Raw genomic sequence first — 18,844 nt, forward strand, 5'->3', positions numbered from 1 at the left:
TCATCTCTCCTCTATATGCTCTAATCCAATTTTCAAAAGACTTTCTACATGATCATCAAGTAACGAATAGATTGCATTCTTTCCTTCTCGACGATACTTAACAAGCTTTTCCTGTCGCAATGTTTTAAGTTGATGAGATATTGCTGACTTCGACATATTCAGCAAAGCCGCCAGATCACATACACACATTTCCTGTTGCTCAAGCGCCCATAAAATCTTTATTCTAGTGCTATCTGCAAACATTTTATAAAAATCCGCCAAATCATATAGTTTTTCCTCCTCTGGCATGTGAAGCATTACCTGTTCAATAACGTCGGTATGTACTATTTCACAATCACAAAATTCGGATTTATTGTCATCTTTCATAAGAACTCCTTTCATTGGTTACCCGTATAACTTTATTGTAGGTATATTTTGTCGATTTATTAAAAGATTTATTCAGTACAACGGTTGTTCAGTTGAGTAATTGTTCAACTGTTGATTCCATTATATACATGTAAATGATTTTTTGCAACATGTTTTTAACTAAGTTTTTAAAATATATTAGAGATTATTTTAAAATTATTGAAACTTAACATTATACCCTATATAATATTTCCAGAAACTCAGAAAGGAATCCTGTTATGAATTATCATTTTAAGAAATGCACCATCGATGACCTCAGTATGCTACGTAATATATCTTATCGTACTTTTTATGATACATTTAGCGATAGCAATACCTCTGCCAACATGAATGCTTATATGAATAATGCATTTCAAATTGAAAAACTTAAGAACGAACTATCCAATCCTCATTCGACTTTCTATTTTTTATATAGTGAGAACGAAATTGCAGGATATCTTAAAACAAATGAATGCGAAGCTCAGACAGATATTCATGACCCTAATTCTATAGAAGTGGAACGAATATACCTACTAGAAGATTTTCAAGGAAAAGGACTGGGGAAAGCCTTAATGGAAAAGGCTATAGACATAGCTCATAGTGTAAACAAAGATTATCTATGGCTGGGCGTATGGGAAAAGAACGAAAAAGCCATCGCTTTTTATAAAAGAAACGGCTTTTTCAAAATTGATAAACATTCATTTTTTATGGGTGACGAAGAGCAGACCGACCACCTTATGCGTAAGGATCTAAAGTAGCATAATATCACTGTGCTCAGTTAAGTTCTGTGGGAATTGCTAGAGCATATTGAATTTAATTGCGGATAAGGGAATTTGACACCCGAACTACTAATTTTTTCTTACTACCCCTTGAAATGATTATAAAATTCCTTCAAATCTGCCCTGCATTCCGGTGCCAAGTTCTTCTTGTTCATATTTTGCAAAGCTCCCTCTATGGCATATAAACGATTGATGCAGGCTGAATCATCTATTTCTTTAATTTTAAGCCATGCCTGTTTGCTTCCAATTGATTTCAACTCCTCTAAGGATATAATTCCAACTTGATTTAGTTGTCTTTCCACCTCAGGCCCAATGTTTGGTAACTGCGATAGCTCCCCCATTCTCTTTCTCCTCCTTATTTAAAAACTGCTGCCTTACATACATTATTAATACTGATAAGTTTTATAATCTGTTTCCCACCATAGGCCAGAAAAAGTGCTGCTTTTGCTCCCGTCCCAGCCAATAGTATATTATTCTGGATTGTAACCTTGTTAAATGTGGCTCCGTTAAACCCTACTATCTTAACCGCATTGCTGTATCCTGTGATTTTATTTCCTGTGATAACTGTAGAATAATTCCCCCAATTACTTATCTTCGCATTGAGCCCTACATATAACCCAACCGAGGTGTAATCATTCGTTTTATGCAACACCTGTATTGTGTTATTTGTAACGGTAAGTCCTTTTATATCATAGGCATTTATACCTTCATTCTTTGTTGCAAATATTGTATTATCAGAGATCTTTATATTTACATATGACGTGTTTCCCATGTTATTTGTTCCGATTCCTCTTACATATCTTATTCTACACTTTTGAATCGTAATATTCTGGCATGCCGTATCATCCCAAGGTGCTCCAACCGGTGAATTTGATTTCGCATAAGTATTATCAATCTGAATTGCTTCATTATTGGATTCCCCAACATAGACACTCCCTGCCATATCCATATTGCAGTTTATAATCTTGCCATTCTTTATTCCACCCAGCTCTATAAAATGTCCGTTATAATTATGTTTAAAGCTCGCATTTTGAATCGTAATATTTTGTCCATGCAAGAACATCATGCTACAATATCCTACATAAAAGCCGTTACTCTTCAAATCCTTTGAAACATCCGGTTTGTAAGTGCCAATCCAGGTACCGCCATCAATCGTTATATTCTCACAGCTATTATAGCCACCCTTACCTTTTCCATAATTGCTTCCCTCAAACCTTGCATTGATTAGAAAGCCCTTTCCGTTCGTCTTCTGAATAAATGTAGCTCCAGTCGCATTTATCTTTGTATTATTGAACACCTTCAAAGAGTATATAAAATAATAAGTACCGGGTTGTAGGGTAATTTGCACTCCATTATCCCCATTACTGGCGAGGCACTTTTGAATTATTTTATCATCGTTCTCACCCTGCGAATTAATCACATATTTCCTGATCCCATGATCCGTTGTACTTGATACAATCGTTGCTGCTTTTACGTTTTTTGTCGGACATCCGATTATAAGGAATATTAATGCAACGATAAATACCATCATACACCATCTCATTTGCTTTATCATGTTCTTACACCTCAAAGTCTTTCCTTTGTACTAGCTAAAATAATATCCATTCCTGTATATAACAGTATATCAAAAAAGGTTGATTACGAAAAGATGCATTCCATTTCCATTACTAATTTACCATATGACAAACCAATTAGTGAATTGCAACACTAAACTTAAATCAAACTGCTTGATTGTAACAATATTTGTATTTGGGAAAGTATTCCCTATATTATGTACTACGAAGTTTGGTTGCCAAAAGCCATTATTAATATTATAGCCATCAATATGCACTCCCTTATCTACAATATCAGAATTGCGAAACATATAATATTAAGCAACTGTATGAAGACGTTGGTGCTTAGGCTGCGTAGTTTGCGGCTTTATGCACCATTACGTACTTCATCCAAGCGAGAGCGTATTGCTTCGTAAATATGTTTCGCAATTCTTTTCAGAACTTTTGTCATTGCATACTGATGATACCATCTTAAAAAAGGGTTTTGGCTGCACAGCCAGTTACATTCCTATACAAGAACCTGGTGTGTCCTCCCATCATCGATAAGGGTAATTCGATTTCCTTTCATCTTTTCTCCGTCCAAGGTCAGCTCCGATGTAGTCATTGCTCCCTTGCTCCGGCTTTCCACCTGTATCTCATAAACAGCCGCACCATAACGATAAGTGATCGAATATGCCCCAAAGGATTCCGGCGTTGCGGGATCGATGATCAGTTGATCACGTTCTTTTCGAATACCTAAGAACCAGCTCACTAGTCCCTGATACATCCATCCGGCAGATCCGGTATACCAGCTCCACCCTCCTCTTCCTGTATAGGGTGGACTAAGAGATATATCAGCAATCATTACATAGGGTTCCTTCTCGTAGCGGATTGCATTACGCTTATTGGAGGTGATATGAATAGGATTGAGCATAGTAAACAAAGTGTTCGCCATTTTATAATCCTTTATCATGGATGTTGCAATCGCCAGCCACACCGCCGCATGAGTATATTGACCACCATTTTCACGAATACCAGGAATATAATTTTTAATATAACCGGGATTATTTTGTGTCTTATCAAAAGGAGGGGCTAGCAGTAGGGAGATTGATTCCTCTTCTCTGACCAGATACTTCCAGGCAGATTGCATTGCCGTGTATGCTCTTTCTTTTTTTGCTCCGTTCGATATTACACTCCAGGACTGGCTAATGGAATCTATTCTGCATTCATCATTTTCTTTCGAGCCCATCTTTGATCCATTATCATAATACGCTCTCAGATACCATTCTCCATCCCATGAATTCTCCTCAATGCTTTTTAGCAAATTCTCTCTCTTTTCTTCCAGTTCCTTGGCAAACTCCTCATCACCCTCTTGATAACAAATCGGTATAAATTCTCCTAAGGTATAATAGAGAAACCATGCAAGCCACACACTTTCTCCCTTACCGTCCTTTCCGACTTCGTTCATACCATCATTCCAATCCCCACCACCCATCAATGGAAGACCATGCTCCCCGAAGTGAGTGATTTGAATTGTTTTTTTACTATGCTCATAAACAGAACCGGTCATGTCTGAGACTTCGGGTGTAATCATTATTTCATGTTGATCCTCTCTTAATATTGGTCCCTTAATATATGACACCATCTCCTTTGTAATTGAAGTGTCACCGGTACTTTTGATATATGCTGCTACCGCATATGGTAGCCACAATAAGTCATCGGAAATTCGGGTTCGCACTCCCACTCCCATCGGTGGATGCCACCAATGCTGTACATCTCCCTCCTCAAACTGTCTGCTACAAGCGATAAGGATCTGATTTCTCAACACCTCTGGCTTAGTAAACATCAGGGAAAATGTATCCTGGAGCTGATCGCGGTATCCGTAAGCACCTCCACATTGGTAAAATGCCGCTCTGGCATTTATTCTACAGGATATGGTCTGGTATAGCAGCCAATTATTGACCATGATGTCGATCGCCTTATCCTGTGTTTTGACCTGAATCACACCGAGAATTTTATTCCAATAATCGTTCACTTTACCAAGCTCGTCATCAAACTTTCCAATATCCTTGTATTTATTACGAATATTATGAATCGCAGCGGACTCAGTACTTTGGCCAATTCCAAATAATATTGTTCGACTCTCTCCCGGATTTATTGCAATCGAAGTTTGAATCGCCCCACAAGGATCATACCCGACTCCAGTGTGGTTGGAGAATTTATGGTCCAGTCCATGCGGATCCCTTACCGAACCTTTTAAACCTAAAAACTCCTGTCTATCTCCGGTATATCCTTTTATCATCTCACTTGAAAAGATAAAAGATCTCGTATTAGTGAACTGAAAGGTATAAAGGTTTTTTGCACTCAGATATTCATGCTCATTATTATAAGAAGTTAATATATAAGGATTCGTATGCTCCCTCTGCGTACCTAATACCCATTCAACATAATAAGTGGCGCTTAGGTATTTCACCTTATCGGATTGATTTATAAGGTCTAATTTCCATAGTTTTACCGGTTCCTCTAAAGGAGTAAACACGGTCAAATCCGTTGTTAATTGATCTTCTTCATGAAGAAATCTAGAATAGCCAATTCCATGTCTGACACGATAGATTCCATGGTCTGATTTTCCCAATGAAACAGGTGTTATCACCTCACCTGTAATCTCATCAAACAAATAGATTGCTTCCGTAGGCGGATCACTTACCGGATCATTCGACCATGGTGTTATTTTATTCTCCCTACTATTCGTTGCCCATGTGAAGCCGGCGCCGGATTCAGAGATGTGAAATCCAAATTCTTTGTTTGCAATAACATTAATCCAAGGAACCGGAGGCTTGCAGGTTCCATCCAGTACGATCTCATATTCTTTCCCATCCTGAATAAACCCTCCAAATCCGTTAAAAAAATCATATTTATCTTCTTGCATTTTTGAAAGGTTCAGATCATTAACAGAATCCATGCAAATTCCTCCCTCCTAATCTTCTACTAATTCCGTGATTTTTTCTTTGATGCTCTTAAAATAGATACCCGTTTGATCAGAAAATACCACTCTTGCAATCGTGAAAAGCAAATCAACCTCTGCAGGTACCATTTGATAGGAGTGTAACAAGAATAAGCTAGGCTTATCTTCACTTGCATCATATATTCTTAAGGAACTGGATAAATCACTGATAAGAATATCTAGTTCTTGCATATAACCATGCTTTGCCTCACTTAATAATATCAAATCCACGTTGACGCGGTTGATTCTTAGATATTCATATGCCTTGAGTACATCCTTGATTATCTCCGCTTCATCAATCGAGTGAATTAACAGGAGCATAATCGGATTATCTCCGGATATACCAAATCTCCAGAGGAAACTCTGGTTTTGAAAATTCCTACGAATATTCTCCTTTGGCCCCCTGTATAGTGCATTCGGATAATATATCGGACTAATTAAATCCTGGAACGCATTCAACTGGTACCTTGTAATCTCCAGATACTTCAGCTCTATATCCCTTTGCAAGCGGAATTTTTCATATATATCATCGATACGATACGAGGTATTAAACTCTCCACTGATGTGAATTGCCTCACCGCGATCATCACAAACTCCGGTAATAAAGGATACATTCTGTGTTTCTCCAGGGTTTAATGTGACCGTAACACGTATACTCATAATCGGGTCATTACAAAAACCTGCATGATTAGAAAATGTTTGATTATTCACCACTGCATCGGGATTTTCTAGCGTATTATTTCTACCGATGAATTTTAAGCGATCATTTTCAAATTCTAGTTTCATTATCACTCCCGAATTTGCTTTTACCATATGAAGAACATAGGGGTTAGAACCTCCCTTGCTTCCTCTCCTCTTAGATAAAAAGGTAGCATGCTCTTCGATAAACTCACTCTCAACAAATAATTTATTGAACGCAGGATGACTTAATTCCGCCATGTGACTATCACCTACTACCTCAATATAACTGGTGACTTCTAATTGCTTTGTATCGCTGCCATGATTTATCAGTGTCACCTTACGTATTTCAACATTATGATCCGGCGACAAGCTGATCTTCGTCTGTGTTTCCATATCCCCATCTTTTCTTTTGAATTCCACTTTATGAGGAGCAAAAATCACCTGATAGTCCTCCGGCTGTGTTCTGGTCGGATGGTAAGCGACACTCCAATAATTGTTATTATTAACATTTTTAATATAGATATAATTACCGGTGTTTGCATAGATATCTGCTCTCCACCGATATAGCATCATATTTTTATACTTACTAAAGCCGTCCCCATCGGAAGTAATCATCATTGAGTACTTATTGTTAGAAAGCATATTCGCAATCGGGAATCTTGGCGCAACACTATTGATATATCGGTTACTGTAATCCTCGTCTCTCAGATGTATCTTGCCAATACGAATTGTATACCCATGCTTAGCAAGGGATACCAGATGAGATTGTCTTTTCTCTTCAAGCAGCACTTCCGTAGCTTTTACAATTGGCTCTGTGTGAAATCGTTTCCGCCAAATACCTTCTTGTAATATATTATTTATGCTGACAATGATCATTCCCTGGTGGTGTGCCATAAATGATTTTACGATGCTATAGGGAGTTAAATCTACGGAGTTTGGACTGCTAAAGTCCAAGGCTTCATAAAATCCATACTGCCCATATCCTCCGAGCCGAATCAATTCTCGTAGATTTGAGAATCCTTCCTTCCCTGCATATTCTAAGGCTAGCATGGTAGCATAAGGAGTCACAACCAGAGAATTTTGCCTAACCGGCTGCAAACGAAGCTTTGGTACACCGAATGCCTTATATTGATAGTTTGAATTCATATCAAATCGATAGAATTGTGATTCCGATATACCCCATGGTATCTTCATCTCTTTCGCATAGTTCATATGCTGGCAAACTGCTGCCATCGAAGATTCTGCATAAACCGAATCCTCATACTCCCGAAGCACCAGATTCGGCATTAAATATTCAAACATTGTCCCGCTCCAGGATACAAAGCACGGCATACCATTTATCATGGTAAGAGGCCGCCCGAGTTTTTGCCAGTGCCGCAAAGGAATTTCTCCTCTGGCGATGGCTAGAAAGCTTGTCAATGCACATTCTGAAGCCATCAAATCATAACAGCCTGCGTCAAGAGTACCTGAATTCGTATGGTATCCAATGTGGAACAAGCAACGTTTTTCATTGAATAAGAAATGAAAGTCCACGTTTGCGAGATCATGATCAATTTTATTACATAAATCTTTGATTCTTAATATTAAGGATTTCGCACTTTTATTTTCCTGTTCCTCTAACTGTCTAAGCGTAGGACATTCTGAAAAACCAATCTCTTTCAGCTTCAAGTTCGAGGCCTCTTTTACCAAGTTCTCAACACTCTCAAGAAACTCCTTACACCAGATAGGATCTTCCTTCTGATTGCATTCCCTGCACCCAAGATCTTCCCAGATATCACTGATATCTTCTACGAATTCACCAATTGATTGATATTCTTCTTTCAATGACCCTTCGTATTTGCTTAATTTCATTGTTTTGTTTATCTCATGAATAAGGTCACTAGAGAAAATCGGAACATCAAGTAATTCAATCAAACCATTTTTTAACGCAATCAAATGACCGATATAGTTACCGCTGTCTACTGTGGATATATAAGCTGGGTTTAAAACCTCCAGCGTTTTTATCTGATACCAGTTATATAAATGTCCTTTCCATTTCATTAATTTCTGTATGGTATTCATAACATTTTCAACATGTTCCACCGTAGCACTGATCGTCAAAAATCCCAAATCCCTAGCAGATAATATCGCAAGCAGCTGCAACCCGATATTGGTCGGTGAGGTTTTATCACTTTGTTTCTCTGCGCGCGAAAGCTGATAATTATCCGGGCATAGCCAGTTATTTTCCCTTGTTGACATGTCCTTAAAAAACAACCAAGTCCGCTTAGCGGTGTCAAGTAATAGTTCTTTATCCTCGTTACCGATTTCTACCTCAGAGGTATCCTTAGGCTGGCTGATCCGGTAAGCATAACGATATGAAAATACCCAGCTGAGCACTACAACTGCATAAATAAGAGCTCCCATCAAGCCGATATCCACAAATCGAAGTAAGATCACCAGAAGAAAAGAAGGAATCAAGCTGCTCCACATGATCAGGAAATACCCTTTTTTCGTATTTACAACGGAAGAATCTACACTCTCAGCTGTATTCCAACGAAGAAGATTTCTCTTACTGATCAATAAACGGTAAAATGTGCGAAGCATCGCATCTGTGGCAAGATAAGCCCTATAAGGAGTCAGCACTAATTCCGAATACGCTCTTTGAAGAATTATATAAAGTTCCTTTAGAAAGCTCTTCGTTACTAATGCAAGCTTAGGACGGAATAACTTTTGCATTGTAATTGCAATAACCAGAACAATAAATTGAAATGCATCTACAAAGAAAACTAATCCAATCCACAGATAAAATATTGCCGGAAACAATGCAAGATTTAATAGAATGATTAAAACTTTACTCATTGGTACCAAACTTCTTCTTAAGTTATCAAATATTTTCCATCTAGATAAGGCACAGAGAGGCTTACCATGCATTACATCCCTTTTAAACAGCCACGGAAGTAACTGCCAATCTCCACGTATCCATCGGTGTTCTCTTTTCGCATAAGCTATAACGCTACTCGGAAAGCTGTCCATAATTTTAGCTGTACTTGAGAATGCCGTCCTTGCATAACAACTTTCTAATAAGTCATGGCTTAACACCCTGTTCTCCGGTATAACATTATTCAAAAGCTTGTGAAAAGCAGCCACGTCATAGATACCTTTACCAGTATAGATTCCTTCATCAAAAATATCCTGATAAATATCGGATATCACTGCACTATAATGTGCCAAACCTGACTGTCCTCCGAAAATCTCAGCAAAACGACTCCCCTTCTTATCCACGATATGATTCCTAACAGAAGGCTGTATGATAACATATCCCTCTTTTACCTTCTTGGTTTGTTCTTCCACAATCGGTCTATTTAACGGGTGGTCAATTAGCCCAACAAGCTTAGCAGCATTATCTCGAATTAAATTCGTATCTGCATCCAGAGTGATAACATATCGATACCTCCCTATGAGTTCTTCATCTGTTAAAATCATGGAAAAGGTTGTATTCTCTATATCTATCCCATTTAAAAGATTATTAAACTCTTCTAATTTGCCTCTCTTTCTTTCCCAACCCATATAGCAATTTTCAGATTTATTCCATTTTCTATACCGTATGAATAGAGAGAAGCGTTGATGTCTAGCATAATACACCTCATTCAATTCATTCATCCTGCTAATTAATGCACTCTCTATCATCTCATCCTCCGGTGCAAATTCATCCGGAGAGTCTTTATAATCAATCAAAAGTGCAAAATACAGATTTTCTTGCCTGTTAGCAAGATAATGTTTATGCAAACGCTCCAAATATTCTATCCCCTGTTCCTTCGAGGATACAATCACCGGCATTACCACAAAAGTTCTTGCATTATCAGGTATTGCACTAACATAGTCTAAGGAAGGGATTTTCTTCACTTTAATATGTCTGGTGAACATAAAATTAGTCAATTCCAGTGTTATTCCAATCACCAACGGGGAGGCCGCTAATAAAAATAAGACCAGCGGAAGAAATCGACCATGATCACTACCTTTAAGCAATAAAAACCATAGAGCTATATAGACACAAACAGTCAGAAAAGTTAAGGTAACCACATAACAACTACCTTTGGTATTTTTCTTCTTCATGATATTGATGTTGGCAGGTTTATTTAAAACTTTTGCCTTTAGTAAAGGATAGCCTTTTGATACTAGATAAGTGCCAACATGATGTGACTGATGCAGACCATCCTTTCCTTCTATTGCAAGCTCCAATACATCATTTACGATTTTTTGTTCATCCAACTTATAGCGATGTGCCAGTTTAACGATAACTCCACGATACATACCCTTACTTTCCGAATCCATCAGAGGATAAATTCCTTCCGGATCCTTAGTCAGCACCTGTTCTAAGTAGGAGAATTCTTCATAAAATCCCTCCAGATTAAATTCATTTATTTCTCTAAGGCTTACGATTAATGAACGAATTCTGGTCTCTAGCAGGGATTCCACCTTGCCCTCTTCCACAAATACCTGAGCAGGTGATAACTGTGTTCCTTCCGTCCGAATATGATATTCCAGATATTGTTGAATCGCTAAATCATCATAGGACATGTTTTTCAACAAATAAATCACATGTGCATGGAATGAAAAATTATTCTTACACTCCTCTTCCACATCCGTTAATAGTACCCGAATATCCGCACCGTTTTTCTCGTTCTCCAACCTTTCCCGAACAAATAAATCTGCTCTGGATTTTAGATGAATGATGTGAAGAATATCTTCCGCTACATCAATAATATTCTCTAATAAACAAAAGCCCAACATCTCTGGTAAAACCCATAATTCCTTATCCGTTAACGGAATATCTTTTTGATAGGCAGACAGCATAACTGCGATATTTTCCTCATCCAGATGTCCTTTGGATAACGCTACCATCTTCTTTGCGATAATATAAATTCTAGGATAACCGCGATATTCCTTATTTCTTAAAATGGGAAGTATCTCATAACTTGTCCCTGATGTCCTAACCTTTTTAATTTCTCGATACATCATTTGAAAATTATCAAACAACCAGCGGGCAGCAGGAATTAGAGTGATAATATCAGTGGATATTGCAGAAATCTCATTTCTTATTTTATTCAGCTTTTTATAAGCAATTTGATTATAATCATCCAAAACAAAATTATATTTCATCAATTTGACAGGCTCATGACTCCTTGCCAGTTCCTGCATTTGTTGTTCCATTTCATTCGTACTAAGAACGATGTTATTGCCCGAAGACTCAATATTAAAACGTAGTCTTTTATGAAAATGACTAAAGCGATAGTAGAGAAAAATAAGTATACACCAAATAATTGCAATAACAATAATTAAAACCTTGACCCCTGTCGGAATATATATAGTAAATTGATAACCTTCCAATATCGTAAACAATGTGACTCCTCCTTAATGATTGCTAAAAAAACAGCACAAGTATATATTGTGCTGTTTTTGCGATTCTTATTATATAGATTGTTAATTTAATCATATCAATATTCATTCCGGATTTATCTTATAGAACATTTACTAACTCTCAATGAACTTTACTAAAACATCATTAAACTCGCTCTTTTGATCATAAAAGGTTGCGTGGCCTGAGAACTCAAAAGGTACCAGCATTGAATTCTTAATCATCTGCTCCTGAATCTGACCTAATTCAAACGGAACTACTTTATCATGAATTCCATGAATAATCAAAGTGGGCACATCAATTTCTTCCAAATCAGAGAATAATACTTCCCTAATCCATGTTTCAGAGACCGCGGCGGTAGCCCAGCCTGCTGCCTGTAACCCCAATTGGAAGAACCAATCGGAAAATGGTTCAGTAATATGTTGAAAGAAGAATATATTCCCAAAGTTCTGTAGCATTTGTGGACGATCATTATTCGCTCCATCAATCAAATTCTGAACAACACTGACATCCACCCCATAAGGAAAATTCTGACGTTTGATCAAGCTTGGAGCAGCTGCCGCTGCCAATACCAGCTTAGATACCCCCTTCCCCTTATGTCTTCCCATATACCTTACTGCAATCGAACCACCGGTGGAATGACCTAAGAGAGTAAAATTCTCTAATTCCAAGGCTTCTACCACTTGGCTTACATCATCCGCCAAAGTATCGTAATCATAACCGTGAAAAGGTTTATCAGAATTGCCAAATCCTCTTGTATCAATCCCGATACAGCGATATCCTAACTTAGGTAACTGATCAAACTGGTACTCAAATAAATTATGACTACCAGGCCATCCATGAAGAAATAAAATTGTCTTTTCCCCATCCGGATTAAGATCTTCCACATAAATATTTACATCATTCTCTACCGTAACATAATAACCCATAAAGTTCTCCTAAATGAATCGTATTCAGATTATTATATTCAATACTGAAAGTAATGTCATACATTTTATTATTAGTTATCATTTTAATTTCTAATCATATATTTTATATATATGCTTATAGGGGGGAACCAAGTGGAAATCTATGTGGTTAAGCAGGGTGATACAATTGAATACATCGCTGAAAAATATGATGTATCCGTAACAAGACTTATCCAAGACAACGGTCTGGATAATCCCAGTTCACTGGTTCCAGGTCAAACCATTGTGATATTTTTTCCCACGAAAACATATACCGTGCAAGAAGGGGATTCCTTATTCAGTATCGCTGCTGCTTTTAATGTCTCAATTATGCAGTTGATAAGAAATAACCCTTACTTATATAATCGCGATTACATTTATCCCGGCGATATATTAGTAATCAGTTATAATGTTGAGTATGATATTACCACCAACGGATTTGCTTACTTTTTCATTAACCGGGATACTTTAAAGAAAACCTACCGTACTTGACCTTCCTATCCATCTTTAATTATAGAGCAACCAATGAAGGTACGGTCTATTCCTATGGAGATGACAGCGAAATAATTGATATGGCTAAATCATGTCAAACGATTCCTTTATTAATGATCTCTTCACTCTCCATTCTCGGAGAAGAAAATACCGAACTGGTTTATGAAATTCTATTAAATGAAGACATAGGGAATAATCTGATTAAAAACACTTTACAGATTGTACAATCAAAGGGCTTCAAAGGAGTAAATGTCTTGATCAGTAATATTAATAGCACAAATCAGGGGTATTATTTAAAATTTCTAACAAGATTATCGGACGCTTTAAAAGAAGAGAATTATATCTTAGTAGTAACGATCAACCCCAATATCAGTCAGATAGGAGGTTCTGTATTCTTCGATCGACTGGACTATAACAGTATCGGACGAATTGTATATCAATTAGTATTTACCCAATATGTGTGGGGACAAAACAAACAGCCACCCGGACCGGTCAGCTCAACTTACCTACTGCGTTCCTTTTTAGAGTATATTCAAGCAACCGTAACAACCAACAATATCTCTTTAGGAACACCTTTAATCGGTTATGATTGGACTCTTCCCTATGTACCAGGGAAATCAGTAGCCAATGCGATGACTGTCAATTCCACAATCACTCTGGCTAATGATACAGGATCAAGCATTCTATTTGATGAGGTTTCGCAGACACCTTACTTCACGTACTACGGCTCCTATAACATCTCACCGGTAGAGCATATTGTATGGTTTATAGACGCTAGAAGTATAAGGTCACTCTATGACCTAATCATTGAATTTAACTTTGTCGGATCAGGTATTTGGAATATTAATCATTATGATCAGCAATTATGGTCCATGATTAACGCTAAATTTGTTATCATCAAAATAATGCTAGATTCGTAATCATATTATTTTAAAATTAATATAACCACAGGACATCGTCTGACCCCATCCTATGTTTTAATAATCTCATACACTGAAATAGGAGCTAATCATTATGCCATTTTTAAACCCGGATAGAAAACCACTTATTCGCCATCCTCAAGGTCATCCCCTCGCTGTAATTGCTGCTTTTAATACGCTTGGCGATATAATGCCACGATATTTTTGCATTGAAGATGATAACTCAGAATTATTCAAATATCAGGTGTCCTCAGTCAAACAGATCAAAGACAGATACATGATTAAAATATTTTACTGTACCTATGACGCCCACGGGTATCGCAATAATATCACTCTTAATTATGATATAACCAAATGTATCTGGCTTATGGGATAATTAAGTTATCGCAAAGTAATATAGTCTATAAAAATAATGCTATATGCCACACAGATAGATGTGTTAAGGCAATATAGCATTATTCTTACATGTTATTAATCATGTAACAGTTCTATAAGCTTAAGCTCTGTTTTTATAATCCTTATAGATTAAAAATGTGATTGGTAAAACTACTACTGCGATAATTGCATCCACCAAAATTGTAGCATAATATCCCGGGGTATATATATTACCTTGTATAAGCGAGTCATAAGCGAATATATAATAAATAATAATCGGCAGGTACATAACAACAAATAATAGCACCAACTTACCGTAATTTTTCAATCCGGCCTTAAAGCCATTTTTTAACCCCTGAATAATCTTAATATCATCAAGAAAGATGGATGGTAACCACAAAACAATAAAAGGCATAGCTAGTATAATAAGCATTACCGTTATTAACATAGTTACTAATGTAACAATTTGAAAATTACCGCCATCACTAAATGCCATCATCATAAAGACAAACAGTATTGAAATTATCCCAATTATAATTGATATACCAATTGCAATGGCAGCGGATAAAAGGGCCATAAGTAAAACACGGACAAAAAACTTTTTAATACCTGGAAAAAAAGATTTTAATGACGTTTTACCTGACTTAATTGCCTCAGATATCATATTCCCATATCCGGAGATGAACAGTAACGATAAACCACACATTAACAACGACGCAATTAGCATTTTCATCATAGCAATCATATAACCGGCAATGTTGATTCTCTCTCCCTGAATATACTCTCTAATATTATGAGGATAAAGCAAGAAGAAAATTAAAGCTGTTAGTGCATAAAAAATGAAATAAACCAAGATAATTGAATTATTATCCCTAAGTAATTTTATTGACCTTTTGATCATTATAAGATTCCCCCTATTATATTTTCCATTTTTCTCATCATGTATATTATATACGAAAGGGGAATAAATTACTAGTACGCTAGGATTTCATATCCATTATCAGTAATCAGAACAGTAACTTCCCATTGTGCAGAATCCTTCCCATCCATGGTAGTTATCGTCCAGCCATTCTCATTATTTAAATCAACATCCGCTTTCCCCGCATTTATCATAGGTTCAATCGTAAATACCATACCGGGAACTAACAACATTTCCGTTCCGCTTTTCGTCACATAACTCACATATGGTTCTTCATGAAATTCAATCCCAATTCCATGACCACCGATTTCTTCGACAACAGAATAACCGTTAGAGCGAACAAAATCATTAATTGATTGTCCGATATCCCCCAGAAAGTTCCATGCTTTTGCTTTTTCTAACCCTATATCAATTGCTTTTCTTGCAACTTCTACTAATCTATTACGTTCTTCACTGACATTACCTAAACAAAACATTCTTGATGAATCCGAGAAATACCCATTCACTATAGTTGAAACATCAACATTAATAATATCTCCATCTTTTAAAATAACCTGATCCGATGGAATACCATGGCACACTTCATTATTAATTGAAGTACATACGCTTTTGGGATAGCCTTCAAATCCAAGTGTTGCAGATATACCTCCCAGTTCTTTTGTTTTATCATTGATTAGTCTGTCAATATCTCCGGTGCTCATACCGACATGGATTTGCTCAGATACATAATCCAGTATTTGTGTATTAACTTTACCACTTTCACGAATCCTATCAATTTGTGTTGACGATTTTATAATCTTTCTCTTAGGAACGATGTAGCCCTGTATCTTATACTGCTTGATTTTCTGATCCATATCAAAATGGCACATCTTATATTTTCTACCACTTCCACACCAGCATAAGTCATTTCTTTCTAGCTTTTTATACATAAATTAACTCCCGTATTCTTACTTAGGAGTAGATTGAATTATAGATTTATCGTAAAATATTAGCTTGGGCTGCGCTTTACGAAACATGCTTGGAGAATATCCAAAGCACTTACAAAACGCTCTTGAAAAAGCTTCATTGGAAGAAAAGCCATATTTTATGGCAATATCAATGATCTTATGATTGGTCTCTCTCAAATCATATGCGGCCTGAGTAAGCTTCCGCTTTATGACATATTCCTTAAATGATAAACCTACTGTTTCATGAAATTTCGCTGAGCAGTAAAACGAAGAATATCCCACATATTCGGACATCTTCTCAAGCGTTGGGGTATCTTTCAAATTCGTTTCCACCCAATCTATCATTGTTTCAATTGTTTTTATCGACAAACCTCTTCACTCCTTGTAATATTAGTATAGCAAAGTTGACGTGTATGTTCTTGATAGAAGTTGTGAATCTGGATTCGTAGCTTACGAATATTTGATATGGGCATGATTAAATGAATTTAGCAAATTCCCGCACTGTTTTTCTGGCGCCTCTAAGCTTTACACTGCCCGGATCCATCTTCCCCATAGTAATCATTATTACCGGTATTTCATTTTCCGGAATATTTAAAATTGATTTTATCTTTTCCTGATCGAAATAGATCATAGGACAAGTATCCCAGCCTCTATCCTTCGCTAACAGCATGAACTGCATGGCGGATAAAGAAGCATTGCGTATTGCCTCATCATGCTGGAAGGTTTCTCCCCAGCCCTCGTAAAGTCCGGCAATCATATCCAACATCCCTTGATATTCTTGCTCATTCAAGATACCGAGTAGCTTTGTACCTTGATAGATATTAGCTGCATTTTTATAAGCAAGTTTATCACCTGTTACGACTATTACTGCTGAGGAAGTCTTTACTTTATATTGTTTATATGCAGCTTCGTATACTTCTGCTTTTACTTCCGGATTTCTAACTACATAATAATTGGCGTGCTGCAGGTTAAAAGCAGAAGGAGCTGAGGTTAACTCCTCAAAAATATTCTCAAATTCCTTTTCGGAAATTTCTATGCCTTCTATAAATTTATCGGCTGATCTTCTCTCTCTGACTACATTTAATAATTCGCTCATGTTTCTTTCTCCTTTTTATCTTAAGCGTTCTCTGAAAATCTGTAAAGCTCGAGTTAGCTCTTGTTTATTGATACTGATTTATCTGATTCCCTTGCCAAGTAGAAATTGTCAAGAAAATAGTATCTTATACTCTGCTTATTACTATTTATCTTTGGTTCTAACTTTACTATATATTTCTTCTAGTAGAATAAATACGAGGTCATAGATAAGGATCCCAACATACAGGAATTATTAAATATCTTTACCTTGTCACCTTCATCTGAAGCCCCAAGTACATATAAAAGCGGATAGAAATGCTCCGGGGTAGGGAACGATAACTGAGACGATTGCCCTGCCTTCTCATATTGGATAACATCTTCATATTGTTTATTAACAACTTTATCTTTAATATAGAGGTCAAATTCTTCCGCCCAAGGATATCCTCCAGACATGTTCCAGTCTAGCTTTCGTAGGTTATGAACTACATTACCGCTGGCAAATATCAATACACCCTTCTCTCTTAAAGAACTGAGTTCCTTGCCAATTTGATAATGTGTTCTGGCATCTGCGTTCCTGTCCACACTCAACTGGTATACGGGAACATCTGCTGCCGGATACATCTTATGAAGAATGGACCAGGTACCATGATCATATCCCCAGCTATTGTCTATTATCACTTCCTTTTTTATTAAATCCTTGGTCAATCGAGCCAATTCAGGTGCTCCTTTTGTATTATACTCTATCTTATACAACTCCTCCGGAAAGCCATACATATCATAAACCATCTTCGGATTGGCTGCATCTGTAATTCTCGTTCCTTCCGTAAACCAGTGTGCGGAGATAGCTAGTATGGCAGTTGGTTTCGGGATAAGTTCACTAATCTTCGCCCAGTTCTCTGTATATTCATTCTCTTCTATTGCATTCATTGGTGATCCGTGCCCAACAAACAGTACCGGCATTTTTTTATTAATATCTGACATGAACTTCACTCCTCATTATGTTATAGTGATTATATTTTTACTTTAATAAGTGTTTCTATTAGCAGTTTAAGAAATGTTCTGCATATTGTTACTTACTTTATGTAACTATATTACTATAGTTTACTTACTTTTGTCAAGTAAGTATTATAAATTAATTTAAAGATATTTAATTAATCGAATCATCTGCTGGAATTCTCCGAATATTCATATACTGATGATAGTTGTACTATTATAAACACTATCGATTGGTTTACCACAAAAAATTGTGTACCAATTAGCTTATCTTTATTATATAATACGGAATGATTTTATTTTACATTATTCTTAATCAGCTGTTTTACATACCCTTTGATTTACTGACTTTGGTAATATTAGAATCGTTCTAATCATATTTTATAGATAAAAGCAATAAGT

General features: G+C 36.7%; 15 protein-coding genes. 4 read left to right on the forward strand and 11 right to left on the reverse strand.

All coding sequences use genetic code 11. The features are described 5' to 3' along the window. Positions 1-366, reverse strand: a complete 366-nt coding sequence (locus AC6IWN_RS11590; protein ID WP_497987568.1) for an ArsR/SmtB family transcription factor — start codon at positions 364-366, stop codon at positions 1-3. 257 nt (positions 367-623) lie between these two features. Here AC6IWN_RS11590 and AC6IWN_RS11595 point away from each other — a divergent pair, with 257 nt between their 5' ends. Then, entirely contained in the window at positions 624-1,142 is a 519-nt protein-coding gene (locus AC6IWN_RS11595; protein WP_497987569.1) for a GNAT family N-acetyltransferase, read from the forward strand. Positions 1,143-1,246: 104 nt separating this feature from the next. Here AC6IWN_RS11595 and AC6IWN_RS11600 read toward each other — a convergent pair whose 3' ends face one another. The 5 genes from AC6IWN_RS11600 to AC6IWN_RS11620 form a co-directional block, all read right to left on the reverse strand. Further along, positions 1,247-1,504, reverse strand: a complete 258-nt coding sequence (locus tag AC6IWN_RS11600; RefSeq protein ID WP_497987570.1) for a TfoX/Sxy family protein — start codon at positions 1,502-1,504, stop codon at positions 1,247-1,249. A 14-nt stretch (positions 1,505-1,518) separates the two neighbouring features. After that, positions 1,519-2,718, reverse strand: a complete 1,200-nt coding sequence (locus AC6IWN_RS11605) for a glycoside hydrolase family protein (protein WP_497987571.1) — start codon at positions 2,716-2,718, stop codon at positions 1,519-1,521. A gap of 506 nt (positions 2,719-3,224) precedes the next feature. Continuing rightward, on the reverse strand, positions 3,225-5,657 hold the full coding sequence (locus AC6IWN_RS11610; RefSeq protein ID WP_497987572.1) for a glycoside hydrolase family 94 protein: 2,433 nt from the start codon (positions 5,655-5,657) through the stop codon (positions 3,225-3,227). 15 nt (positions 5,658-5,672) lie between these two features. Further along, on the reverse strand, positions 5,673-11,759 hold the full coding sequence (locus AC6IWN_RS11615) for a glucoamylase family protein (protein WP_497987573.1): 6,087 nt from the start codon (positions 11,757-11,759) through the stop codon (positions 5,673-5,675). Positions 11,760-11,891: 132 nt separating this feature from the next. Then, positions 11,892-12,704, reverse strand: coding sequence for an alpha/beta fold hydrolase (locus AC6IWN_RS11620; protein WP_497987574.1), 813 nt, complete (start codon positions 12,702-12,704; stop codon positions 11,892-11,894). A 132-nt stretch (positions 12,705-12,836) separates the two neighbouring features. On the opposite strand from AC6IWN_RS11620, the gene AC6IWN_RS11625 reads away from it, so the two are divergent. The 3 genes from AC6IWN_RS11625 (at position 12,837) to AC6IWN_RS11635 (ending at position 14,510) form a co-directional block, all read left to right on the forward strand. Next, positions 12,837-13,214: a LysM peptidoglycan-binding domain-containing protein gene (locus tag AC6IWN_RS11625; protein WP_497987575.1), complete on the forward strand. Its 378-nt coding sequence runs from the start codon at positions 12,837-12,839 to the stop codon at positions 13,212-13,214. Between the two features lie 80 nt (positions 13,215-13,294). Next, complete coding sequence (locus AC6IWN_RS11630; protein WP_497987576.1) at positions 13,295-14,134, forward strand: glycosyl hydrolase family 18 protein; 840 nt, start codon at positions 13,295-13,297, stop codon at positions 14,132-14,134. Positions 14,135-14,228: 94 nt separating this feature from the next. After that, positions 14,229-14,510 carry a hypothetical protein gene (locus AC6IWN_RS11635; protein WP_497987577.1) on the forward strand — a complete coding sequence of 94 codons (282 nt, stop codon included), beginning with the start codon at positions 14,229-14,231 and terminating at the stop codon, positions 14,508-14,510. A 120-nt stretch (positions 14,511-14,630) separates the two neighbouring features. Here AC6IWN_RS11635 and AC6IWN_RS11640 read toward each other — a convergent pair whose 3' ends face one another. From AC6IWN_RS11640 to ygiD, 5 genes are all read right to left on the reverse strand, one after another. Then, entirely contained in the window at positions 14,631-15,410 is a 780-nt protein-coding gene (locus tag AC6IWN_RS11640; RefSeq protein ID WP_497987578.1) for a DUF7847 domain-containing protein, read from the reverse strand. A gap of 71 nt (positions 15,411-15,481) precedes the next feature. After that, on the reverse strand, positions 15,482-16,357 hold the full coding sequence (locus tag AC6IWN_RS11645) for a methionyl aminopeptidase (protein WP_497987579.1): 876 nt from the start codon (positions 16,355-16,357) through the stop codon (positions 15,482-15,484). 18 nt (positions 16,358-16,375) lie between these two features. Next, complete coding sequence (locus tag AC6IWN_RS11650; RefSeq protein ID WP_497987580.1) at positions 16,376-16,744, reverse strand: helix-turn-helix domain-containing protein; 369 nt, start codon at positions 16,742-16,744, stop codon at positions 16,376-16,378. Between the two features lie 106 nt (positions 16,745-16,850). Then, on the reverse strand, positions 16,851-17,471 hold the full coding sequence (locus AC6IWN_RS11655) for a nitroreductase family protein (protein WP_497987581.1): 621 nt from the start codon (positions 17,469-17,471) through the stop codon (positions 16,851-16,853). A gap of 179 nt (positions 17,472-17,650) precedes the next feature. Continuing rightward, positions 17,651-18,430 carry a 4,5-DOPA-extradiol-dioxygenase gene (gene ygiD, locus AC6IWN_RS11660; protein ID WP_497987582.1) on the reverse strand — a complete coding sequence of 260 codons (780 nt, stop codon included), beginning with the start codon at positions 18,428-18,430 and terminating at the stop codon, positions 17,651-17,653. Positions 18,431-18,844: the final 414 nt, after the last annotated feature.

Source organism: Variimorphobacter sp. HTMS_6 (assembly GCF_059717775.1).